Source organism: Streptomyces iranensis, from assembly GCF_017874715.1.
GTDB classification, from domain to species: Bacteria; Actinomycetota; Actinomycetes; order Streptomycetales; family Streptomycetaceae; genus Streptomyces; species Streptomyces iranensis.
Genome location: NZ_JAGGLR010000003.1, coordinates 234799 through 256204, shown reverse-complemented (window position 1 = coordinate 256204; position 21406 = coordinate 234799). Strand labels below are relative to the sequence as shown.

21 protein-coding genes are annotated in these 21406 nt (G+C 71.1%); 13 read left to right on the top strand and 8 right to left on the bottom strand.

Annotated features, from left to right (window positions below):
* Positions 1-72: 72 nt before the first annotated feature.
* Positions 73-507 (bottom strand): type II 3-dehydroquinate dehydratase, encoded by a 435-nt coding sequence (locus J2Z30_RS07100; protein WP_037956014.1) that lies wholly within the window; start codon positions 505-507, stop codon positions 73-75.
* 227 nt (positions 508-734) lie between these two features.
* Here J2Z30_RS07100 and J2Z30_RS07095 point away from each other — a divergent pair, with 227 nt between their 5' ends.
* The 4 genes from J2Z30_RS07095 to J2Z30_RS07080 all read left to right on the top strand — a co-directional run bounded on the left by J2Z30_RS07095 (position 735) and on the right by J2Z30_RS07080 (position 4915).
* Complete coding sequence (locus J2Z30_RS07095; RefSeq protein WP_044579731.1) at positions 735-1901, top strand: DegT/DnrJ/EryC1/StrS family aminotransferase; 1167 nt, start codon at positions 735-737, stop codon at positions 1899-1901.
* Positions 1898-3043 carry a Gfo/Idh/MocA family protein gene (locus tag J2Z30_RS07090; RefSeq protein ID WP_044579729.1) on the top strand — a complete coding sequence of 382 codons (1146 nt, stop codon included), beginning with the start codon at positions 1898-1900 and terminating at the stop codon, positions 3041-3043. Before J2Z30_RS07095 ends, J2Z30_RS07090 begins: the two co-directional genes overlap by 4 nt.
* 226 nt (positions 3044-3269) lie before the next feature.
* Entirely contained in the window at positions 3270-3953 is a 684-nt protein-coding gene (locus J2Z30_RS07085) for an HAD-IA family hydrolase (protein WP_209468596.1), read from the top strand.
* Positions 3954-4108: 155 nt separating this feature from the next.
* Entirely contained in the window at positions 4109-4915 is an 807-nt protein-coding gene (locus J2Z30_RS07080; RefSeq protein ID WP_044579727.1) for a DJ-1/PfpI family protein, read from the top strand.
* A 42-nt stretch (positions 4916-4957) separates the two neighbouring features.
* Here J2Z30_RS07080 and J2Z30_RS07075 read toward each other — a convergent pair whose 3' ends face one another.
* Complete coding sequence (locus J2Z30_RS07075) at positions 4958-5506, bottom strand: hypothetical protein (RefSeq protein WP_044579725.1); 549 nt, start codon at positions 5504-5506, stop codon at positions 4958-4960.
* 83 nt (positions 5507-5589) lie between these two features.
* Between J2Z30_RS07075 and J2Z30_RS07070 the strand changes: the two genes are divergently transcribed.
* Complete coding sequence (locus tag J2Z30_RS07070; protein WP_078957115.1) at positions 5590-5931, top strand: PadR family transcriptional regulator; 342 nt, start codon at positions 5590-5592, stop codon at positions 5929-5931.
* Positions 5928-6617, top strand: coding sequence for a permease prefix domain 1-containing protein (locus J2Z30_RS07065; protein WP_044579724.1), 690 nt, complete (start codon positions 5928-5930; stop codon positions 6615-6617). Before J2Z30_RS07070 ends, J2Z30_RS07065 begins: the two co-directional genes overlap by 4 nt.
* A gap of 151 nt (positions 6618-6768) precedes the next feature.
* Here J2Z30_RS07065 and J2Z30_RS07060 read toward each other — a convergent pair whose 3' ends face one another.
* Entirely contained in the window at positions 6769-7422 is a 654-nt protein-coding gene (locus tag J2Z30_RS07060; protein WP_052701802.1) for a sigma-70 family RNA polymerase sigma factor, read from the bottom strand.
* 235 nt (positions 7423-7657) lie between these two features.
* A complete protein-coding gene (locus J2Z30_RS07055) occupies positions 7658-8353 on the bottom strand; it encodes a hypothetical protein (protein ID WP_044582395.1) in 696 nt (231 codons plus the stop codon).
* Between the two features lie 217 nt (positions 8354-8570).
* Between J2Z30_RS07055 and J2Z30_RS07050 the strand changes: the two genes are divergently transcribed.
* Entirely contained in the window at positions 8571-10058 is a 1488-nt protein-coding gene (locus J2Z30_RS07050) for a PepSY-associated TM helix domain-containing protein (RefSeq protein WP_044579721.1), read from the top strand.
* A 120-nt stretch (positions 10059-10178) separates the two neighbouring features.
* Positions 10179-11210, top strand: a complete 1032-nt coding sequence (locus J2Z30_RS07045) for an NAD(P)/FAD-dependent oxidoreductase (RefSeq protein WP_209468594.1) — start codon at positions 10179-10181, stop codon at positions 11208-11210.
* Positions 11211-11247: 37 nt separating this feature from the next.
* Here the strand turns inward: J2Z30_RS07045 and J2Z30_RS07040 are convergent, their stop codons facing one another.
* Positions 11248-12210, bottom strand: coding sequence for a S1 family peptidase (locus J2Z30_RS07040; protein WP_044579717.1), 963 nt, complete (start codon positions 12208-12210; stop codon positions 11248-11250).
* 181 nt (positions 12211-12391) lie between these two features.
* Between J2Z30_RS07040 and J2Z30_RS07035 the strand changes: the two genes are divergently transcribed.
* The 5 genes from J2Z30_RS07035 to J2Z30_RS07015 all read left to right on the top strand — a co-directional run bounded on the left by J2Z30_RS07035 (position 12392) and on the right by J2Z30_RS07015 (position 18065).
* Positions 12392-15100: a SpoIIE family protein phosphatase gene (locus J2Z30_RS07035; protein ID WP_044579716.1), complete on the top strand. Its 2709-nt coding sequence runs from the start codon at positions 12392-12394 to the stop codon at positions 15098-15100.
* Between the two features lie 120 nt (positions 15101-15220).
* Positions 15221-15841: a hypothetical protein gene (locus tag J2Z30_RS07030; protein WP_209468593.1), complete on the top strand. Its 621-nt coding sequence runs from the start codon at positions 15221-15223 to the stop codon at positions 15839-15841.
* Between the two features lie 161 nt (positions 15842-16002).
* Entirely contained in the window at positions 16003-16509 is a 507-nt protein-coding gene (locus tag J2Z30_RS07025; protein ID WP_044579714.1) for a methylated-DNA--[protein]-cysteine S-methyltransferase, read from the top strand.
* A 91-nt stretch (positions 16510-16600) separates the two neighbouring features.
* On the top strand, positions 16601-17329 hold the full coding sequence (locus J2Z30_RS07020; RefSeq protein ID WP_044579713.1) for a 2OG-Fe(II) oxygenase: 729 nt from the start codon (positions 16601-16603) through the stop codon (positions 17327-17329).
* A gap of 37 nt (positions 17330-17366) precedes the next feature.
* Entirely contained in the window at positions 17367-18065 is a 699-nt protein-coding gene (locus J2Z30_RS07015) for an alpha-ketoglutarate-dependent dioxygenase AlkB family protein (RefSeq protein ID WP_044579711.1), read from the top strand.
* Here J2Z30_RS07015 and J2Z30_RS07010 read toward each other — a convergent pair.
* From J2Z30_RS07010 to J2Z30_RS07000, 3 genes are all read right to left on the bottom strand, one after another.
* Complete coding sequence (locus J2Z30_RS07010; protein WP_044579710.1) at positions 18041-19243, bottom strand: cytochrome P450; 1203 nt, start codon at positions 19241-19243, stop codon at positions 18041-18043. The genes J2Z30_RS07015 and J2Z30_RS07010 overlap by 25 nt on opposite strands.
* A 63-nt stretch (positions 19244-19306) precedes the next feature.
* Positions 19307-20533 carry an LLM class flavin-dependent oxidoreductase gene (locus tag J2Z30_RS07005; protein ID WP_044579708.1) on the bottom strand — a complete coding sequence of 409 codons (1227 nt, stop codon included), beginning with the start codon at positions 20531-20533 and terminating at the stop codon, positions 19307-19309.
* A 53-nt stretch (positions 20534-20586) separates the two neighbouring features.
* Positions 20587-21345: an arylamine N-acetyltransferase family protein gene (locus J2Z30_RS07000; RefSeq protein WP_044579706.1), complete on the bottom strand. Its 759-nt coding sequence runs from the start codon at positions 21343-21345 to the stop codon at positions 20587-20589.
* Positions 21346-21406: the final 61 nt, after the last annotated feature.

Genomic DNA, 21406 nt, shown 5'->3' with positions numbered 1-21406 from the left:
ATTCCCAGATGACTGATGGTCGTCTCCCGGCTCGTCAGCCTTCGCGGTGTGGGGTGACGGCGTGGCGGGCGCTCAGTCCGGCACCTTTTCCAGCAGGGCGCGTGCGGCGAGCCGATAGCCCACGGCGCCGAGCCCGAAGATCACGCCCGCGGCCAGCGGTCCGGTCACCGACTCATGGCGGAACTGCTCACGGGCCCAGACATTCGACAGATGCACTTCTATCCAGGGCCGCGGATAGTTGGCCAGTGCGTCCCTCAGGCCCCATCCGGCCATCATGAGGGCGGCCGGATTGATGATGGCGCCGACCGTGTCGTAGTTCCCCTGAATGGTTTGGATGATCTCCGCTTCACCGTCGAACTGGTAGGAATCCACTTTCCAGCCGCGCTCCGCGACCTCTTCTCCGACCCAGCGCTCGATGTCCTGCAGCGTATCCGTGCCATAGATCTCGGGCTGGCGCTTCCCGAGGATGCCGAGATTCGGTCCGTTCACCAACAACAGCCTGCTCACTGCGCACCTCACCATGTGGGATCGGCTGAATTACAGCGGCTCATCACGGAAGTGCCATTTATAGCACGGCCCCCTTGGCCTCGGCGTGTGAGTTTGACCAACCGCGTTTTTAAGGGGGCTATAGGGGGGCCTTGAGGGGGAATGACGTTTCGCCCGCCGTCCGGTTAGCGTGCTAATGCGTCCGCCGCGGACCTGCCTCCATAACGCATTAAGGGAGTAGGGAAATCATGAGCAATGATGTGCGACTGGGATCCGAGCTGCCCGCATGGCCGAGTTACGGCGACGAGGAGCGCGAGGCCCTGATCCGGGCCCTGGAGCAGGGGCAATGGTGGCGCATCGGGGGCGGTGAGGTCGATGCCTTCGAGGCGGAGTTCGCCGCGGCCCATGGCAGCGAGCACGCCCTGGCGGTCACCAACGGGACGCATGCGCTGGAGCTCGCCCTCGAGGTGCTCGGCGTCGGCGCCGGCTCCGAGGTGATCGTTCCCGCGTTCACCTTCATCTCCTCCTCGCAGGCCGCGCAGCGGCTGGGCGCGGTGGCCATTCCCGTGGACGTGGACCCGGACACGTACTGCATCGATCCGTCGGCGGTCGAGGCGGCCATCGGCCCGAGGACCCGTGCGATCATGCCGGTGCACATGGCGGGTCAGATGTGCGACATGGACGCGCTGGACAAGCTGTCCGCCGACTCGGGGGTGCCGCTGATCCAGGACGCGGCCCACGCCCACGGTGCGCGATGGCGCGGCAAGAGGGTCGGCGAGCTGGGCTCGGTCGCGGCGTTCAGCTTCCAGAACGGCAAGCTGATGACCGCCGGCGAGGGTGGCGCCGTGCTCTTCCCCGACGCCGAGATGTACGAGCAGGGCTTCGTCCGGCACAGCTGTGGACGTCCGCGCACCGACCGCGGCTACTTCCACCGCACCTCGGGCTCCAACTTCCGGCTGAACGAGTTCTCCGCGTCGGTGCTGCGCGCCCAACTCGCCCGTCTGGAGGACCAGATCACCACGCGTGAGCAGCGCTGGCCGGTGCTGGGCCGGCTGCTCGCCGAGATCCCCGGTGTCGTACCGCAGTCGCGCGACGACCGCGGCGACCGCAACCCGCACTATATGGCGATGTTCCGGGTGCCGGGCATCACCGAGGAGCGCCGCGCCAGGGTCGTCGACGTGCTCGTCGAGCGCGGGGTGCCCGCGTTCGTCGCCTTCCGCGCGGTCTACCGTACGGACGCCTTCTGGGAGGCGGCGGCTCCGGATCTGACGGTGGACGAACTCGCCCGCCGCTGCCCGCACTCCGAGGCGCTCACCCGCGACTGCGTATGGCTGCACCACCGGGTGCTGCTGGGCAGCGAGGCGCAGATGCACGAAGTGGCCGCCGTCGTCGCCGACGTGCTCGCGGACGCATGAGCACCCCGCACATCGGCGAGCGGCCGATCCGGACCGCCGTGGTGGGTCTGGGGTGGGCGGCCCGCTCGATCTGGCTGCCCCGGCTGCGCCACAACCCCGCCTTCACCGTGACCGCCGCGGTGGACCCCGACGAGCGCTGCCGCGCGGCCGTGGCGGAGGCCGAGGCGGCGGGCGCGGACCGGATACCGCTGCTGGCGGCGGTCCATGACCTCGATCCCGCCGAGGTGGATCTGGCGGTGGTCGCGGTGCCCAACCATCTGCACTGCGCGGTCGCCGGCGAGCTGCTGATCAAGGGAATTCCGGTGTTCCTGGAGAAGCCGGTGTGCCTGACCTCGGAGGAGGCCGAGCGGCTGGCCGCCGCGGAGCGCTCCGGCGGTGCGGTGCTGCTGGCCGGAAGCGCGGCGCGCTACCGCGCCGATGTGAGCGGGCTGTACCGGATCGCCGCCCGGCTGGGCCGTATCCGCCATGTCGAACTCGCCTGGGTGCGGGCGCGTGGCGTACCCGACCGGGGCGGCTGGTTCACCCAGCGGTCGCTCGCGGGCGGCGGGGCGCTGGTGGACCTGGGCTGGCATCTGTTCGACATCGCCGTTCCGCTGCTGGGCACCGCCGCGTTCCGGCATGCCATCGGCACCGTGTCCTCCGACTTCATCACCCAGCGGTCCTCCAGGGCCGCGTGGCGCGGCGACGACGGCGGCCCGGCGCTCCCCGGCGCCACCGAGGGCGCCACCGATGTCGAGGACACCGCACGCGGGTTCCTCATCACCGAGGACGGCCGTTCCGTGGTGCTGCACGCGAGCTGGGCCTCGCACGAGGAGCTGGACACCACCCGGGTCACGATCGACGGCAGCGGCGGCAGCGCGACCCTGCGCTGCACCTTCGGGTTCAGCCCGAACCGCCTCGAGAGGTCCACCCTGACCCGCACCGTCGACGGTACGACCCGCCCGGTGGCCGTACCCACCGAACCGATCGGCACCGAGTACGACCGGCAGCTCGACATGCTTCCCGCGCAGCTGCGCGATCCGGCGGGGCGGGGGCGGGTGATCGAGGAGGTCCGCCGGACCATCGGCGCCATCGAACGGGTCTACGCCTCCGCCCGGATACCCCGGGAGGTCCGGGAGGCCCGGGAGTCGGCACCGGTGTGAACCGCGCCGGTACCGGTCGCCCCCTCACCGCCTCCTCGGCTCCGCCCTCGCCATCTCCTTACACGGGCCGCGTCTTTCGGTCCGCGTTCTCCGGACCGCATTTCCGGTCCGTATTTCCGGTCCGTATTTCCGGTCCGCGTTTCCGGTCCGCGTTTCTCCGGACCGCATCCGAGATCCGGACCGGCGGTCCGCCGTACCGGCCGTGCCCGCACTACGGGAGTGCTCAATGACCAGCCATCCGATCAGCCACGGCGGCCCGCCCTCCGGGGCGGGTATCCCACCGGTCACCTCGGTGGTCTTCGACCTCGACGGTGTCCTCGTCAACAGCTTCGCGGTGATGCGCGAGGCGTTCACGCTCGCCTACGCCGAGGTCGTCGGCGACGGTGAGCCGCCCTTCGAGGAGTACAACCGCCATCTGGGCCGCTACTTCCCCGACATCATGCGGATCATGGGTCTGCCACTGGAGATGGAGGGCCCGTTCGTCCGCGAGAGCTACCGGCTCGCCCACCTGGTGGAGATCTTCGACGGTGTGCCCGAGCTGCTGTCGGAGCTGCGCCACCGCGGCCTGCGGCTCGCCGTGGCCACCGGGAAGAGCGGCCCGCGGGCGCGCTCGCTGCTCAACACCCTCGGCATCGATGGGCAGTTCGACGTGATCCTCGGCTCCGACGAGGTGGCCCGGCCCAAGCCCGCGCCGGACATCGTGCTGAAGGCGATGGACATCATGGGCGCGGACCCCGACCGGACCGTGATGGTCGGGGACGCGGTGACCGACCTGGCCAGCGCGCGGGGGGCCGGAATCACCGCGGTGGCCGCGATGTGGGGTGAGACCGATGCGAAGACCCTGCTCGCGGCGGAGCCCGATGTGATCCTGCACAAGCCGTCCGAACTGCTGTCGCTGACGATGCCGTAGATCCGTCCGGCCGATCGATGCCTCCGCCCGGGGCCCGGATCCCCGCACAGGACCCGGACCCCGGCTCGCACCTTCCGGGAACTCGGCCGTCCTCCGGAACGACTACCTGGTTCGCCGGCACTCGTCGGCTCATCCATCGATTCGGGGAGTCATTGATGGCAGGTGTGGACCGAAGCCGTCGCAAGCTGCTCCAGACGGCAGCGGCAGGCGGATTGGGCGCAGGGCTGGCGACGTCGTTCGGCGCGGTGGCGCCCGCGCGGGCCGAGGGTGTCGAGGGGACCCGGGCAAGGGAGGGAGCCGAAGGGGGAGCCGAAGGCTCGGTGCGGGTGGCGGTGCTGCTGTACGACGGGTTCACCGCGCTGGACGCCGTCGGGCCGTACGAGGTGCTGTGCCGGGTGCCGGGGGTGACGGTGACCATGGTGGCCGAGCGGGCCGGGCGAGTCCGTACCGACACCGGGGAGCTGGGGCTGGTGGCCGAGCGCTCCCTGGACAGCGTGGCGCGGGCCGATGTGCTGCTGGTACCCGGAGGTGTCGAGCGCGGCACCACTGCGACCATGGCCAACACCGTAGTCCTGGACTGGATCCGCCGTATCCACCGCGGATCCACCTGGACGACCTCGGTATGCACGGGATCGCTGATCCTGGGCGCCGCCGGGCTGCTGCGCGGTGTGCCCGCCACCACGTACTGGGCTTCGCGCCCGTATCTGGCGGACGCGGGTGCCATTTACACGCCGGGGCGGTTCGTCGAAGCCGGGAAGATCCTCACCGGGGCCGGGGTGTCCGCCGGTATCGACATGGGGCTGCATCTCGCCGCCCGTCTCTCCGACGAGCGCACCGCCCAGGCCATGCAGCTCGCCGTGGAGTACGACCCCGACCCGCCCTTCGACACCGGCAGCCCGGAGAAGGCGGGCCCGGAGCTGCAGCAGTTGGCGCTGAAGCTGATCGCGGACGCCGTGCGCTAGCCGCCCGGCCATCCGGGGCGTGGCGTCGGGCGAGGACGGACGTCACGCTCCGGTGGTCGAGCCCGGCCGGACGATCATCAGCACGACGACGATGGCCCAGAGGAGGTTGAAGACCCCGGTGAGCATGGCCAGCCGAGCCGCCACCGCGGAATTCCCCTTCGTGGCCGTGTCCTCGGGCGCGGTGAGCAGGCCCCGCTGGGCCGGGATGATGGCCAGCGCGAGGACGAGCGCGGCGACCGTGGTCAGCACGGTCGACGCGATGAGCCAGACGTCGGTGAGCACATCGAGTTGGGCGGCTGTGGCCAGGCCGAAGAGCGGTACGGCGATACCCGCGAGGGCGTAACCACGGCAGATCCGGTGCAGGAGCGCGGCGACCGCGGTGGCGCGTTGAGGGTCGGGGCCTTCGGACCGCGCCGACGCGGACTGGGCGGACTGGGCGGGCTGGGCAGAGTCGGCAGAGTGGGCGGAGTGGGCGGAGTGGGCCGATGCGGACTGGCGCGCATAGCCCGGGAAGAGCGAGGCGGCCACCGCGATCGGCCCGATCGCCAGGATCCCCGCGAGGACATGTATGGACAGCAACAGCTTGGTCATGGCAAGCCTTCCGACCCGATGAGTTATATGTTGGCTGCCAATACATAGCACGCCTACACCTTCTATAGGTAGGCTGCCTATCTATGAGGGCAGACAGAGTGCGAGGACACCTGGACGGGCTGCTGATGGCCGTTCTCGAACAGGGGCCACTGCACGGGTACGCGATCATCACCGCGGTTCAGCAGCGCAGCGGAGGCGTACTCGACCTGCGCACGGGCACCATCTACCCGGCGTTGAACAAGCTGGAGCGGCTGGGGCTGCTGACCAGCAGCTGGGAGTCGGTCGGCGAACGACGACGGCGCAGCTACCGGCTCACCGACGCGGGACGGAGAAGTCTGGCCGAGGAGCGCACCGCATGGCGGGAGTTCACCGTCGCGATCGGCTCCGTGCTGAACCCGGGGGCAGAGCCCCGGTCCGCCATATGAGCGCCCACGGCCGGCAGACCGGTCCCGTCGAAGCCGATCCCGTCGAGAAGTACATCGCCGACCTGACGGCCGTCCTGCACGGTCCGGCGCGGGCCAAGGCGCGGATGATCGAGGAGATACGCGACGGCCTTACGGAGACGGTGGCGGCGCACATCCACGGCGGAAGCACATCCACCCGGGCGGCGGACGACGCGGTCCGGGAGTTCGGGACGCCGGAGGAAGTCGCGCCCGGCTGTCAGCGGGAGCTGACCATCGCACAGGCGCGGCACACCGCCTGGGCCGTCGCCCTCACTGCCCCCTTCCTCACCGCTTGCTGGTATCTGACCTCGAGCACCGCATCCGGCCAGGACGGTCTGATGCCACGCGCCGCCCAGTTGCTCGCCACCCAGCTGGCCACGGTCGTCGGCGCCATCGCGCTGCTCGCCGCGGCGGCACTGGCCGTCACCGGCACCCTGGCCCGTCGACTGCCCACACCGCCCCGGCTGCCCCTGGCGATCGCCTGGGCCGGTACCACGGCGGGCGTGGCCATGGGGGTCGCCACGCTCACGCTCACCGTCGCGTCCCTCCTGGCCACGGACTGGCCGCTGGTCGCGCTGGCCGGGGCCTTCGCCGCCGTATCACACGCGGTCGTGGCTCCCTCGGCCCGCGCCTGCCGCCGGTGCGCCCGGCTGGTCCGCGTCCTGTAGGGCTCCCGTCTGCAGGAATCGTCCCGTAGGACTCGCGCCCCGCAGGACTCGCGTCCCGTAACGTCACCAGCCGGACAGGCGGTGACGTACGGGGCGCGGCGGGCGGCCACTGAGGCCTGCCACCCGCCGCGCCCCGCGTCATCGCTTGGGCTCAGCCCGCCAACCGCACCGGTTCCGCGGCCTTTTCCGCCGCGGCCAGCAGTGCGTTGATGTCCTCGCGGGCGCGCGCCACACGGGAACGTACGGTGCCGATGGGGCAGCCGGTGGCGGTGGCGGCGTCCGCGTACGGCAGGCCGAGCACCTTGGTGAGGAGGAACATCTCACGGCGCGCCGGGGCGAGCGCCGCCAGCAGATCCATCAGCGCCACCCCCTCGTCGAACCCGGGGAGCCCCACGGGCTGCGCCCGTTCGGCCACCTCCTGCCAGTCGTCCGCGTCCAGGGTGCGGGGACGGGCGGCGGCCATGCGGTAGCGGTCGACGACCACGCGGCGGGCGATCGACAGCAGCCATGTCCGGCCAGACGAGCGGCCCGCGAAGCGCGACAGTCCGGTCAGCGCCCGTAGATACGTTTCCTGGGCGAGATCCTCACAGCCGTGGGGGTCGGCGCTGAGATGGAGTACGAAGCGGCGCACATCGCGGTAGGTGGCGCGGATGAAGTGGTCGACCGCGTCACGGTCGCCGTCGCGGGCGGCCAGGGCCCATTCGGTGACCTGCCGGTCGTTCGCCGTGGCGGCGAAGCCGTGCCCGTGCGCGGCGACGGGCTGCACGGCCCTTCTCGGTGCGGCGGACAGCATGGGGGAAGGCATCGTCAAACGTCCTTCGGAAGGCGGTGAACGGCACACCGGCATGCGCCACCGGCGCGCTTGGGCGCGGCCGGGCGGCGAGAGGCGGGCGGTGCCGACGGATGGGGCCGACGCCGGGCAGGCGCCGGTACTCCGCCCGTCACCGGCGCTCACCCCGGATCGGGGCGGTGCCCCAGATCGGGTCGGGACCCCACATCGGGGCGGGACCCCTGGCAGGGGCAGGGGAAGGACGGGCGGTTCAGCAGACGGCGAACCGCGCCGGTGGCCCTCTGCGGAGAATGACGTGCCGTAGCAGAACTCCGCGCAACCGGCGGGCGATGGCCGGTGCGGACGGCCATGTGGGCAGCGGAGTGGCGCCCGCGCCCAGGATGCGCAGGGCGAGAACGAGCGGGACGAACAGCAGGGCCGCGAGCGCGCGGCCGAGCCGGAAGACGGCCCGCTCACCGCGCCACAGCCACAGCCCGCAGATCAGCGCGGCGACAAGGTGGGCCGTGGCCATGCCCGGCCCGCCCGGACCCGCCCAGGGCCACGGCAGATGGCCCATGGACGGCGTGGCGGTGGACATCGCGTCCGCGCCGTGGTGCATATGACCCATGGCGCCGCCGTTCATCGGGGCGGCACCCATGTCCCGCATCCCCGGCGCCCCGGCGCCCGTGGCACTTCCCTCCACGGGAGCGGCTGTCGCCTCCGCGAACCGGAACGCCATGTGCAGGCCGAGTTGCGCGACCACCGTCGCACCGGTCACGACCAGCGCTCCGCGCTCGCGCCCGGTGACCCACCACGCGGCCGCCGTCGTCCCGGCGAACGCGGCGGCCACGGCCCACACCGGCAAGGTGTCACCGGACATCAGCGTGTGTCCGAGCGCCGTCACCACGACGCACACCGCCGCGAACACGGCGGCTCGTGCGAGGCGGAAGGGTGGCCCGGCGGACATGGCAGCCATGGTGCCAGCCGTGGCCGGTGAGCGTGACGGTGGCTCAATCTTCATCACGCGGATGACAAGCGTGGCCCGTGAATCGCCCCCGCCCGACCCCTGTGAGCCAGCTCACAGAAGATGCTCGGAACTCAGTTACGTGTTCATCCGACGACTCAACCGGCACCGCCAGCAATGCGTCCGCCTCCCGCCGTTGCCCCCGAACCAGGAGTCGTCCATGTCCGCTGAACCCCTCGCCCCGGCCACGGGCGACTCCCCGGACGATGCCACCGACAAGAAGCAACGCTCCCCCACCGGACCCGGCGACGCCGGGCCGAGTGGGTCCGTCCGGGTCGCCCTGCGGCCGCTGGTGCTGCGGCTGCACTTCTACGCGGGCGTTCTGGTCGCGCCGTTCCTGCTGGTCGCGGCCGTGACCGGACTGCTGTACGCCGGATCGTTCCAGGCCGAGAAGCTGGTCTACGGACATGAGCTGAGCGTTCCCGCAGGCGACCGCGAACTGCCCATCTCCCAGCAGGTGGCAGCCGCGCGCAAGGCCCACCCGGAGGGTGAGATCAGCGCCATACGCCCCTCCCCCGAGGACGGCGCCACCACCCGGGTGCTGCTCTCCGGCGTCAAGGGCGTCGATCCCGACCACACGCTGGCCGTCTTCGTCGACCCGTACACCGGGAAGGTGCGCGGGGCGCTGGAGCAGTACGGCTCCACCGGAGCCCTTCCGCTGCGCACCTGGATCGACGAATTCCACCGCGATCTGCACCTCGGGCAGACCGGCCGTCTCTACAGCGAACTCGCGGCCAGCTGGCTGTGGGTCATCGCGCTCGGCGGTGTGGTGCTCTGGCTCAGCCGTCGCCGCAAGAAGCGCACGCTACGGGCGGTCGCCCTGCCCGACCGCGCCGCCACCGGCCGCAAGCGCACCATGTCCTTCCACGGCGCGGTCGGGCTGTGGGTGGCGCTGGGGCTGCTGTTCCTGTCCGCCACCGGTCTGACCTGGTCCACCTACGCGGGGGCCAACGTGGAGGACCTGCGCACCGCCATCGGCCAGACCACCCCGACCGTGTCGGCCACCGTCGGCGGCGGCGAACACGCCGGACACCACATGGGCTCCGGCTCGATGCCGGGGATGGACATGGGCGGTACGGGCGAGAAGGCCGGGCACACTGCCGATGCGGGCCTGGACTCCGTCCTGCGGGCCGCCCGCGCCGAGGATCTGGACAACCCCGTCGAGATCGTCCCGCCCGCCGAGCCGGGCAGTGCGTATGTCGTCAGCCAGATCCAGCGCAGCTGGCCCGAGAAGCAGGACTCGGTGGCCATCGACCCGGCCACGGGTGAGGTGACCGACGTCCAGCGGTTCGCCGACTACCCGGTGCTCGCCAAGCTCACCCGCTGGGGCATCGACCTCCACACCGGAAACCTCTTCGGCATCGTCAACCAGATCGCCCTGGCCGCTCTCGCGCTCGCGCTGATCCTCCTGATCGTCTGGGGCTACCGCATGTGGTGGCAGCGCGGCCGCGCCTCCGCGTTCGGCCGCCCGATCCCGCGCGGCGCGTGGCGGCGGGTGCCGGTGTATGTCCTCCTCCCCCTGGCCGCGGCCATCGCCGTGATCGGCTACTGCCTGCCCCTTCTCGGCATCCCGCTCGCCGCCTTCCTGGCCGTCGACATCGTCATGGGCGAGATCGCCCGCCGACGCGGCACCGCATCCGCCGCCTGAACCGACCGGAGCCGACCGGAGCCGACAGGTCTGCGCCACCGGCTGCCGTTTGCCATCCCGGCAAGAGGGTTTGCCTCGCCACCAGGCAGGCTCGCATGGTGGGCCGTGGAGGTGGTCAAGGTGACCGACGAGCTGAAGAACGCCTACGACGTGGTGGTGATCGGCGGTGGCGCCGCGGGGCTGAGCGGGGCGTTGATGCTGGCTCGGGCGCGGCGCTCGGTGGTGGTGATCGACGCGGGCTCCCCGCGCAACGCCCCGGCCTCGGGGGTGCACGGACTGCTGGCCCGGGACGGGATCCCCCCGGCTGAGCTGGTGGAGCGGGGCCGGACCGAGGTCCGCGGCTACGGCGGTCAGGTGGTGTCCGGCGAGGTGGGCGCCGTGGCCCGGGAGGAGTCCGGGTTCCAGGTGACCCTGACCGACGGCCGGAGCGTCCGCGCGCTCCGGCTGCTGCTGGCCACCGGGCTGGTCGACGAGCTGCCGGACGTCCCCGGGCTGCGGTCCCGGTGGGGCCGGGAGGTGGTGCACTGTCCGTACTGCCACGGCTGGGAGGTCCGCGACCAGGCCATCGGCGTACTGGGGAGCGGGCCGCTGTCGGTGCACCAGGCGATGCTCTTCCGGCAGTGGAGCGAGGATGTCACCTTCTTCGCCCACACCTTGCCGATGCCGACCGGCGAGGAGGCGGAGCAGCTGGCCGCCCGTGGCATCCGCGTGGTGAACGGCGAGGTGGTGTCCGTGGAGATCGTCGAGGACCGCCTCGTCGGGGTGCGCCTGCGCGATGGCGACGTGGTCGAGCGCGAGGCACTGGTCGTCGCGCCCCGGATGGTGGCGCACACCGGCTTCCTGGCGGCGCTCGGGCTGCGGCCGGTGGAACATCCGAGTGGCGCCGGTGAGCACATCCCGTCCGACGCGACCGGCCGCACCGATGTGCCCGGGGTGTGGGTCGCGGGCAATGTCACCGATCTGTCCGCCCAGGTGGGTGCCGCCGCGGCGGCGGGCGCGACCGCGGCCGCCCATATCAACGCGGATCTGATCGCCGAGGAGACCCGACAGGCGGTCGCCGCGGCCCGGGTCCACGGCGAGGTGGCGTTCTCCGCGGAGGTGGAATCGCGGGTCTGCGAAGCGGTGTTGGGCGACCGCCGCCACGGCCTGTGAGGTGCGGCGCACGGCCACCCACCACCGCCGGGCGGTGTCAGTAGACGGTGAGGCCGTAGGCGCTCAGCACCTCCTGGATCGGCTGGTAGTAGGTGGTGCCTCCGGATACGCAGTCCCCGGAGCCGCCCGAGAGAATGCCGATGATCTTGTCACCCGCGTAGAGCGGACCACCGCTGTCGCCCGGTTCGGCGCAGATATTGGTCTGGATCAGGCCGTAGACGATGTCACCGCCGCCGTAGTTGACGGTCGCGTTGAGCGCGGTGACCACACCGCACCGGACACCGGTCGTGGCGCCCCGGCGGCAGACCTGCTGGCCGACGTGGGCGGTGGCGGTCCCGGTGATGTCGACGGTCCCCACGGTCCCGGGGTGCGGAACGGCCGTGTTGGTGTACCGGACGACGCCGTAGTCGTTGCCCGGGAAGCTGGTCCCGGTCGTCGGGCCGACCGGGGTGGTCGTACCGGAGCCGGTGTACCAGGTGGCGTTGCCATCGGCGCAGTGGCCGGCGGTGACGAAGTAGTACGTGGCGCCGCTCTGCACATTGACCCCGGCGGAGCAGCGGACCCCCGTGGAGGAGTAGATCCCGTCGCCGCCGGAGAGGAGGGTCCGCAGCGGGCCGTCGACCCGCTCGACGGTGACGGCGCCGCCGAAGCGCTCGGCCGTGCGGTCGATCCTGGCCAGGTCGGCACCCCGGACCGTGGAGCCGACGAGGACACGCAGCGTTCCGGTGCGCTCGTCCACGGTCCAGGCGGTGCCCGGGACATCCAGGGACGCCACGGCCGAGGCGGCACCGGACACGGACGTTGACGCGGACGGGGACGGGGACGTTGACGGGGACGGGGACGGGGACGGTGCGATGGACGCGGAGGACGTGGCGGTGGACGCGGAGGAAGCGGCCGCACTCGTGCCGACTGTCGCCAGAGTCGCCGTGACGAACAGACCGGACATCGCGGCGATCAACCGGAACCGGCCACGTCTTCTGGTACGGCGTGCTGTTCTCACCCGAACCTCCTTGAAAGGGGCGGTAGTTGGTCCAGCCGCCTCATTGTGCCCGTGGCCGGGCGGACGCGTAACCCACCTCCCCGCGCCATCGCGGACCACCCTTGATCAGAAACACTGATCGATCAAGCGATGCCGCGGACTCCCCGCCGACTACGACGACGAGGATGTTATAAATGCCGATATGAGCAGACATGCTCGTCCGGCCCGGAGGCGGCTGGGGCCCCTGCCGCATCTGCGCAGCGTCGCCGGGCAGGCGTTCATCCTGCAGCTTCTGCTGATCCTGGTTCTGGTGGCCGCCGCGGTGGCGGCCGTCGCCGCGGATGCCCGGGTTCACGGCACGGTCGACGCCCGTCGGCGATCGCTCGCGGTCGCCGAGACCTTCGCGCATGCTCCCGGCACGGCCAGGGCCATGAGCGGCGACGAATCGGCATCGGCACTGGAGTCGCATGCGGAGGCGGCACGGAAGGGCTCCGGCGTCGACAGCGTCGTCGTCTTCGACACTCGTGGCATCCGCCTCACCCACCCCGACCGGCCCTTGATCGGCAAGCGGATCGTCGGGCCCGCCGGGCTGGTCCGGGAGGAACTGCGCGGAAAGGCGATCTCGCAGACCTTCCGGGCCAGCCAGGGCCCGTCCGTCGTCTCGGCGGTCCCCGTCACCGGGGCCGATGGCACCTTCCTCGGCGGAGTGTCGGTCGGGGTCAAGATCCAGAGCGTGCACAGCACGGTGAACCGCCGGCTGCCGATGCTGCTCGGCAGCGCCGCCGGGGCGCTGGCCCTGGCCACGGGCGGGGCGGCGCTGCTGAACAGGCGGGTGCGGCGACAGACCCATGGCCTGGGCACCGCGCAGATGACGCGGATGTACGAACACCATGACGCGGTGTTGCACTCGGTCCGCGAAGGGGTGCTGGTCCTGACGGCGGACAAGCGCCTGCTGCTCGTCAACGACGAGGCCCGGGAGCTGCTCCGGCTGGTTCCGGACGCGGAGGGGCGCCACGTCGGCGCGCTCGGCCTCGAACCCCACCTGACGGAGCTGCTGACGTCGGGACGGTGCGTCACGGACGAGGTGCATCCCTGCGGGGAGCGGCTACTGTCGGTCAACCTGCGGTCCACGGGCCGTGCGGGCGCCCCCGCCGGAAGCGTGGTGACGCTGCGGGACACCACCGCGCTGCGGGTGCTCTCCGACCGGGCGGTGGAGACGAGCGAGCGGCTGAAGCTGCTGTCCGACGCCGGTGTGCGGATCAGTTCCACCCTGGAACTGACGGGTATCGCCGAGAAGCTGGTGGACGTGGCCGTCCCCCGGTTCGCCGACATCGTCGCCGTCGAGTTCCTGGACCCCGTACTGCGCGGCGAGGAGCCCGAGCCGCCGTACGAACCCCTGGCACCGCACCGGACCGCCGTCGGCGGGGCACCCGCCGAAGCCCCCCTCTTCCGCGTGGGAGAGCGGGTCGTCTACGCCCCCTCCACACCGCAGAGCCGGGCCGTACGGACCGGAGCCGCCGTTCTCCTCCAGGCCGATCCGACCGGAGCCCCCGTCCTCCTCCAAGCCGATCCGGCGGGTACCGGCGAGTGGCCGGCCGGGGAGGCCCGGCGCCTCCTCGACCACGGGATCCACTCGCTGATCACCGTCCCGCTGCGGTTCCGCGGTGTCACTCTGGGGCTGGCCACCTTCTGGCGGGCCCGGCACCGTGCGCCGTTCGACGAAACGGATCTGGCGGTCGCCGGGGAGCTCGCCGTGCGCACCGCCGTATGTGTCGACAACGCCCGCCGCTACGCCCGCGAACACGCCATGGTCACCGCCCTCCAGCGCACCCTCCTTCCCGGCGGTCTGCCCGATCAGGATGCCGTACAGGTGGCGGCCCGCTATCTGCCCGCGCCGGGCGGGACGGGCGGAAGCTGGTTCGATGTGATCCCCCTCCCCGGCGCCCGGGTCGCACTGGTCGTCGGGAAGGTGGCCGGGCAGGGTCTGCACGCCGCGGCCACGATGGGCCGGCTGCGCACCGCGGTGCAGAACTTCTCGGCCCGGGACGTGCCCCCGGATGAGCTTCTCTCCCATATGGACGAGCTGGTCGCCCGTCTCGACCTGGAGCATGACGCCGACCCGCACGGCACCCGCATCACGGGCGCCTGCTGCCTGTACGCGATCCACGACTCGGTGTCGGGCCATTGCACCGTGGCCCGAGCCGGTGATCCGGGCCTCGTCCTGGCCCACCCCGACGGCACCGTGGACATCCCCGCGGTGCCGGTCTCCCCGCCCCTGGGCCTGGGCGGGGAGCCCTTCGAGGCGGTCGGCCTCTCACTGCCCGCCGCAAGCCGCCTGGTGCTCTACACCAACGGTCTCCTCGAAGGCCACGACCGAACCGCCGGCACCGGCCTGGACCTGCTGGGCCGCGTCCTCACGGACGAGCCGGACCTCGACCCGGACGAGACCTGCCGGAGCCTGTTCCAGAGCGTCCTTCCACCGCGCCCGAGCGACGATGTCGCCCTGCTGGTGGCCCGCACCCGCCTGCTCGCCCCGGGGAACGTGGCCGAGTGGGAGGTGCCGTCCGACCCGGCGGCGGTCGCCCCGCTGCGCGCCGCCTGTGCCCGCCGGCTACGGGCGTGGGGCCTGGAGGACAGCGTATGCACCGCCGAGCTGATCATCAGCGAATTGATCACCAACGCCCTGCGGTACGGCGCCCCTCCCATGCGCATACGACTGCTGCGCGACCGCAGCCTGATCTGCGAGGTCTCCGACGGCAGCAGCACCGCACCCCATATGCGCCGCGCCGCGACCACCGACGAGGGCGGGCGCGGACTTTTCCTCGTCGCCCAGTTCGCCCAGCGCTGGGGCACCCGCTACACCGCGCACGGCAAGGTCATCTGGGCCGAGACACCCCTGGACGGCCGCTGAACACGGCAGCCCCCGCAGGTCCCGGCAACTCCCCGTAGAGGGAGAGGAGTTGACAATCCCGGCGGACGACCGACGGGGAAGGGCTTGGCTTTCCCCACCCCGGTGATCGAGACTGTGATCATGTACGAGGGACAGGGCCGCCAGGAGTACGTCGTGACGTCCGACCCCGAGGCGGTGTCCCGCGTGCGGGCCTCCCTGCTGCGCACCCTGCCGGTGGCCGCGTGGGCCGGGGTGGGAGGTGCCGCCGTCATCGTCGCGGCCATGGTCCTCCTCCTCGTCACCCTCGGTCCCAGCACCTCCCAGCTCTGGGTGCTGGTGTTCGCCTGGCCGGCGGTGTTCTTCCTCTACGACGCCAGGCGCCGGTTCACCGCCCTACGGCGCCTGAAGCGGACCTGGGCGGTGAAGGACGTATCCCCCGTGGCGATGCACCTCTCCCCCGACGGCCTGCGCTGCACCATCGACGCCGCCCCCGACCCCGTCGTCCTCCCCTGGTCCGCGATCGCCCAGGTGCGGATCACGGGCCAGGGCCTCAGCTCGGTCCGGGTCGACCTCATCCCCGGCGTGTCCGCCACCACCCCCGGAGTCAGCGGCCTGGACCAGCCCGAGGCCCGCATGCGCATGCGCCGCACCTGGAAGGGCCGAACGCGACTGGGTTTCGCCATCTACGCCCTCCGCGAGCCCCTCGGCGACGTCAACCAGGCGCTCGGCCACTTCTCGAACGGGCGCGTCGGCATCCGCTGACGCGACTGCGCGGGGCGCCGGATTCGGGCATCAGTCGCCGGACATGGGGCGCCGGGCACCCGAAACGCCATGTCCGAATCCCGCCAGCTTTCCGTGTCCGAAAGACGCATGCTGGGAGCAGCGCAAGACAGAACGGCGAGAAGAAGAGAGGGACCACAGCCATGACGGTCCACACGACGATCGACAGCCCGCTCGGCGAACTGCTGCTGGTGGGCGAGATGTCCGCCACCGCGACGGGCGGTACCGCACTCGTTTCCCTGTCCGTGCCCGGACAGAAGGGCGGAGCCGTCGTCCAGGACGGCTGGAGCGAGGACGCCGACGCGTTCACCGAGATCGTCTCCCAGCTGCGCTCCTACTTCGACGGCGAGCTCACCCGTTTCGACATCGAGTGCGTCGAGGGCGGTACGGAGTTCCAGCGCAGGGTCTGGAAGGCGCTGGAGTCCATCCCGTACGGCACCACGGTCAGCTACGGCGACATCGCCCGCCAGATCGGCGCCCCGCGCACCGCGGTCCGCTCCGTGGGCACCGCGATCGGCCGCAATCCGCTGCTGGTCGTCCGGCCCTGCCACCGTGTCATCGGCGCCACTGGCGCACTGACCGGTTATGCGGGCGGGCTGGAGCGCAAGGAGCGGCTCCTCGTCCACGAAGGCGCCGTGCAGACGGCCTGAGCGCGGGCCTCGCACCACCGCCGGGCCCCGTACCCACCGCCGGGGCTGTTACCGCACCCTTCCCGGATCCCGGAGAACCCGGAGCACACCGATGAGCACCACGACCGACGCCGCACGCCTCCACCAGCGCGTGGCCGCGGCCGACTGGACACAGCTGGCCGAGGAGCTGGACACCTACGGGTGCGCGCTCACACCACGGCTGCTGACCCCCGCGCAGTGCGCCCGCGTCGCCGGGCTCTATGAGCGGGACGAGCAGTTCCGGAGCACGATCGACATGGCCCGCCACCGCTTCGGCTCCGGCCAGTACCGCTACTTCACCCATGACCTGCCCGAACCGGTCGCCGAGCTGCGCGCCGCGCTCTATCCGCGGCTGCTGACCATCGCCCGTGACTGGGCGGAGCGGCTCGGCCGCCCGGCGCCCTGGCCGGACAGCCTCGAGAAGTGGCTGGCCATGTGCCATGAGGCCGGACAGGGCCGCTCCGCGCAGATCCTGCTGCGCTACGGACCCGGCGACTGGAACGCCCTGCACCGGGATGTGTTCGGCGACATGCTCTTCCCGCTCCAGGTGGTGATCGGGCTGGACGCGTACGGCACGGACTACACGGGCGGGGAGTTCCTGCTGGTCGAGCAGCGGCCCCGGGCCCAGTCCCGGGGCACCACGACCGTCCTCAGGCAGGGCCACGGCCTGATCTTCACCACCCGTGACCGCCCTGTGGCCACCAAGCGCGGCTGGTCGGCCGGGGTCATGCGGCACGGGGTCAGCACGGTGCGGTCCGGGCGGCGCCACGCGCTGGGGCTGGTCTTCCACGACGCCACCTGATGTCTCTCGCCAGTCCTCGTCCGCGGAGAATCCCCGTATGAACGCCCTGATCCCCCGCCCACGTCTCGAGGTGGCCCCCGGCGCCGTTCATGTGCCGGGCTGGCTCAGCCTCGAGCAGCAGCGGGAGCTGGTCATCGCCTGCCGGGGCTGGGCCACCGGCCCGGTCCCGATCCGGCACACCAAGCTGCCGCGCGGGGGCGTCATGTCGGTGCGGACGGTATGCATCGGCTGGCACTGGCAGCCCTATGCGTACACCCGCGACGCCGACGATGTGAACGGCGCCCGGGTCGCCGAATTCCCGGACTGGATGGTCGAGTTGGGCCGTCGTGCCCTGGTCGACGCATACGACGACGAGACGGCCGGTGAGGGTTACGCCCCCGACACCGCACTCATCAACTTCTACGACGCCCAGGCGAAACTCGGCATGCACCAGGACAAGGACGAGCGGTCATCCGCCCCGGTGGTCTCGCTCACCATCGGCGACAGCTGCGTTTTCCGCTTCGGCAACACCGAGACCCGGACCAAGCCGTACACCGACCTCGAACTCGCCTCCGGCGATCTGTTCGTCTTCGGCGGCCCCTCCCGCTACGCGTACCACGCCGTCCCCAAGATCCTTCCGGGAACCGGCGACCCGGCCACCGGACTGAAGTCCGGACGGCTGAACATCACCATGCGGGTCACCGGCCTGGCCGATCCGACGCCGTCCCGCGATCACCCAGCGCCCGCGGGCTGCTGAGCCTCGAACTCGACGGGGAGCGTGGTCAGCGAGCGGATGAACGGGTTCTTGCTGTGGCCGATCTCGGAGGCGGGAACGCCCAGCCGAAGGCCGGGGAACCGCCGGACCAGGCTCTCCAGGGCGATCTGCCCCTCCGCCCTGGCCAGTGGCGCACCGATGCAGTAATGGATGCCATGGCCGAACTGAAGATGCACGGCGGAGTCCCTCGTCAGATCCAGCCGCTCGCCGTCGGTGAAGTGCGCCGGGTCGGAGTGTGCGGCGTCCATGTCCAGGAGCACCTGGTCGCCGGCGCGGATGGGTACGGAGCCGATCTCCACGTCCTCGTTGGCGAAACGTACGACGAGGATGCCCGGCCCGGCGTGCCGGAGCAGCTCCTCCAGGCCGCGCCCGGCCAGCTCGGGGTCCTTGCGCAGCAGCTCCAGCTGGTCCGGCCGGGACAGCAGCGAGAAGACCGCGTTGCTGATGAAGCTGCCGGTCAGCTCGTACCCGGCGATCAGCATCATCCGGGCGGTGGCGACCACCTCGCGGTGGCTGAGCCGGTCGTCCTCGTGTGCGGACATCAGATCGCTGATCAGGTCGTCCTCGGGGGCCTTCCGCCGGGCCTCGGCGAGATCCTCCATATACGCCCACAGCTTGGCGGAGGCGTCCTGGGAGCGCGCGGCGGTGTCCGGGTCCAGCGGGGGCATGAGCATCAGATCGGCCCACTGGTGGAATTCGGTGCGGTCGGCGATGGGCACTCCGAGGAGTTCACAGATCACCTGCATGGGCAGCGGAATGGCCAGCGCGGTGACGAGATCGGCCCGGCCGTCGACGGCGATCCGGTCCAGCAGTGTGTCGGTGATCTCCTGCACCCGCGGCCGCAGGCTCTCCACCCTGCGTGTCGTGAACGCCTTGGCGAGCAGCCTGCGCAGCCGGGTGTGCTGGGGCGGATTGGTGCCGGGCAGCGTGTCCTCGAACAGCCCGCTGACCGGAGTGGTCTGGCCCTGGGAGGCGGCGTAGGCGGCGGCCGGGCTCATGCCGGGGTGTCCGAGACAGTCCCGGACGTCTTCGTAGCGGGAGACGAGCCACGCCGTGGTGCCGTTCATCGTGATCTGCCGCGGCGGGCCGTGTTTGCGCAGCTCCTCGGCGACGGTCTGCGGGTCGAGGATGCGAAGTCCTTCTTCGGGGGTGTCAGCCATGGCGGTACCACGTTCTCCTTCTGCTTCGGTGATGCCGATGCCAATGCCGTGTCGGCGCTGGTGTCAGCTCTGGCTCCGGGCGGGGATGATGTAGTCGGGGTCGGCCGTCCGTGGCGGCTCGCGCCGGGCCATGGCGGCGTCGATGGCGGGCCGGAGCCGGGCCGCCTTCAGCCGTTCGGCGGTCTCGTCGCGCTCCTTGAACTCGGGCATCACCTCGTTGGCGAAGAGCTCCAGCGACGCGCAGATGTGCTCGTGCCGGGTGCCGCCGCCCTGGACGAGGAAGATCGCCTGGTCCAGTCCGGCCTCCTCGTGCAGCCGCAGGAAGTCGCGTATCTGGCGCGGAGTGCCCACCGCGCCCCGGGCCGGATTGCCCAGTGGCATACCGGGCTTGCCGAAGGAGGAGCGGCCCATGCCGTGCTTGTCTCGGCCGCGCTGGAACTCCTCCCACAGCCGGGTGCGGCCCGGTGCCGCGGTGCCGAAGCCCGCGTAGAAGCCGAGGCCGAAGTTGAAGAACTGGACGCCGTCGACTGCGCGTTCCACCGCCGTGGTCTCATCCTCGTGGCAGAACATCGGAATGGTCGCGGCGATGTGGGCATTGACCGCGAACCCGGCGGGCACGCAGTCCGCGGACTCGATGCCCGAGTAGTAGGCGTCGACCCACTTCTTGGTCTCCGCCGGTCCGAAGAAGGAGAAGTTCAGCGCGCCGAGGCCCTTGGTGGCCGCGCTGCGGATCGCGTCCCGGTTTCCGCAGGCCATCCACATCGGCGGATGTGGCTTCTGCCGAGGTTTGGGCAGCACATTGCGGACCGGAGCGGACACGTACTTCCCCTCGCACCCGGCGAAGGGCTCCTCGACGAACATACGGGCGACGGCGTCCACCGCCTCCGCCCACTGGTCCCGTTTGAGGGAGCGCTCCACGCCGAAGCCGCCCAGCTCGGTGGGGGTGGTGGACTCGCCCGTGCCGAAGTCCACGCGCCCGTCGGAGAGCAGATCCAACGTGGCGATCCGCTCGGCCACCCGTGCCGTCGGATTGAACCCCGGGGGCATCAGGGCGACCGCGTGGCCGATGCGGATGCGGCTGGTGCGCTGGCTGACCGCGCCGAGGAACACCTCCGGCGCGGACATGTGCGAGTACTCCTCCAGAAAGTGGTGTTCAGGGCACCACACATGGTCGAAGCCCAGCCGGTCGGCCAGCTCGATCTCCTCCAACATCTCCTTGAACAGGCGGTGTTCGGAGTCCTGGGTCCAGGGGCGGGGCAGCTGGGCCCCGTACAGCAAGCCGAATTTCATGGCGCATCATCACTCTCATCTGCTGGTCGTCGGCGGCAGCGGCACCGGTTCGGTCAGTCGCGACCGTCCCAGTACGTGTCGAGAACCTTCGCGCGCTGTTCCGGATCGACGAGGAGGGTGACCTTCTCATGGCCGTCCTCCACGATCGTGAACATGTTGTTGGTGAGGAAGACCTGCCCCTTGTCGATGGCACGCCTGCGCCGGCGCATCGCCGCCAGGATGGCCGGGCCATTGCCCTCACCGACACCGGCCCAGGCGTCATAGGTCCTGGGCCGGGTGGTGAAGCGGTAGGTGGTGCGCCAGTCGTGGCCCAGGGTCTTGGCCTGCAGCACGAGATAGCCGTCCCGCCGGATCAGCCGGAACGCACAGCCGTACTGCCACTGCACCTCCTCCTCGGACAGACGCAGCGGCTCGGTGAAGCACAGACCGGCATGCCCTACGTCGGCCAGCCACTCCTGCCCCTCGATACGGAGGAGCATCAGCATGTGTTCGGGGTCGGGCGCGAAGGTGTCACCGGGCAGATACGTGCCTCCGCTGATGACGTCCAGGTCATAGCCCAATTCGCGGAGCAACCGGGCGAACAAGGTGTTCAGTTCCAGACACATGCCACCGTCGCCGGTGGGCACGATGGCCGCGAATGCCTTGTCGATATCGATGTCGGCCATGTTCTCCGCGCTGAGGCGGTGGGTGTGGTTGGTGTCGTAGGGGACCGTCATCAGATGACTGCGGTGCAACTGCCGCAGGTTCGGCAGAGTGGGGGCGGGCGGCTGGGAGAACCCCAGTTGCGCCAGGTATGTGTCCGTGCTGAACATGTGCGATCCCTTTCTTGCCGCTTCGGTCGCTGCCGGTCCGGCTGAACCGGGTGTGCTGGGC

What these genes read in the sequence shown, in the direction of transcription:
- J2Z30_RS07065 (WP_044579724.1), top strand. Translation starts at nt 5,928, where the DNA reads ATGAGCGCCCACGGCCGGCAGACCGGTCCCGTCGAAGCCGATCCCGTC.
- J2Z30_RS07095 (WP_044579731.1), top strand. Translation starts at nt 735, where the DNA reads ATGAGCAATGATGTGCGACTGGGATCCGAGCTGCCCGCATGGCCGAGT.
- J2Z30_RS07075 (WP_044579725.1), bottom strand. Translation starts at nt 5,506, where the DNA reads ATGACCAAGCTGTTGCTGTCCATACATGTCCTCGCGGGGATCCTGGCG.
- J2Z30_RS07055 (WP_044582395.1), bottom strand. Translation starts at nt 8,353, where the DNA reads ATGTCCGCCGGGCCACCCTTCCGCCTCGCACGAGCCGCCGTGTTCGCG.
- J2Z30_RS07010 (WP_044579710.1), bottom strand. Translation starts at nt 19,243, where the DNA reads ATGGCTGACACCCCCGAAGAAGGACTTCGCATCCTCGACCCGCAGACC.
- J2Z30_RS07025 (WP_044579714.1), top strand. Translation starts at nt 16,003, where the DNA reads ATGACGGTCCACACGACGATCGACAGCCCGCTCGGCGAACTGCTGCTG.
- J2Z30_RS07080 (WP_044579727.1), top strand. Translation starts at nt 4,109, where the DNA reads ATGGCAGGTGTGGACCGAAGCCGTCGCAAGCTGCTCCAGACGGCAGCG.
- J2Z30_RS07085 (WP_209468596.1), top strand. Translation starts at nt 3,270, where the DNA reads ATGACCAGCCATCCGATCAGCCACGGCGGCCCGCCCTCCGGGGCGGGT.
- J2Z30_RS07090 (WP_044579729.1), top strand. Translation starts at nt 1,898, where the DNA reads ATGAGCACCCCGCACATCGGCGAGCGGCCGATCCGGACCGCCGTGGTG.
- J2Z30_RS07050 (WP_044579721.1), top strand. Translation starts at nt 8,571, where the DNA reads ATGTCCGCTGAACCCCTCGCCCCGGCCACGGGCGACTCCCCGGACGAT.
- J2Z30_RS07020 (WP_044579713.1), top strand. Translation starts at nt 16,601, where the DNA reads ATGAGCACCACGACCGACGCCGCACGCCTCCACCAGCGCGTGGCCGCG.
- J2Z30_RS07015 (WP_044579711.1), top strand. Translation starts at nt 17,367, where the DNA reads ATGAACGCCCTGATCCCCCGCCCACGTCTCGAGGTGGCCCCCGGCGCC.
- J2Z30_RS07060 (WP_052701802.1), bottom strand. Translation starts at nt 7,422, where the DNA reads ATGCCTTCCCCCATGCTGTCCGCCGCACCGAGAAGGGCCGTGCAGCCC.
- J2Z30_RS07030 (WP_209468593.1), top strand. Translation starts at nt 15,221, where the DNA reads ATGTACGAGGGACAGGGCCGCCAGGAGTACGTCGTGACGTCCGACCCC.
- J2Z30_RS07035 (WP_044579716.1), top strand. Translation starts at nt 12,392, where the DNA reads ATGAGCAGACATGCTCGTCCGGCCCGGAGGCGGCTGGGGCCCCTGCCG.
- J2Z30_RS07005 (WP_044579708.1), bottom strand. Translation starts at nt 20,533, where the DNA reads ATGAAATTCGGCTTGCTGTACGGGGCCCAGCTGCCCCGCCCCTGGACC.
- J2Z30_RS07070 (WP_078957115.1), top strand. Translation starts at nt 5,590, where the DNA reads ATGAGGGCAGACAGAGTGCGAGGACACCTGGACGGGCTGCTGATGGCC.
- J2Z30_RS07000 (WP_044579706.1), bottom strand. Translation starts at nt 21,345, where the DNA reads ATGTTCAGCACGGACACATACCTGGCGCAACTGGGGTTCTCCCAGCCG.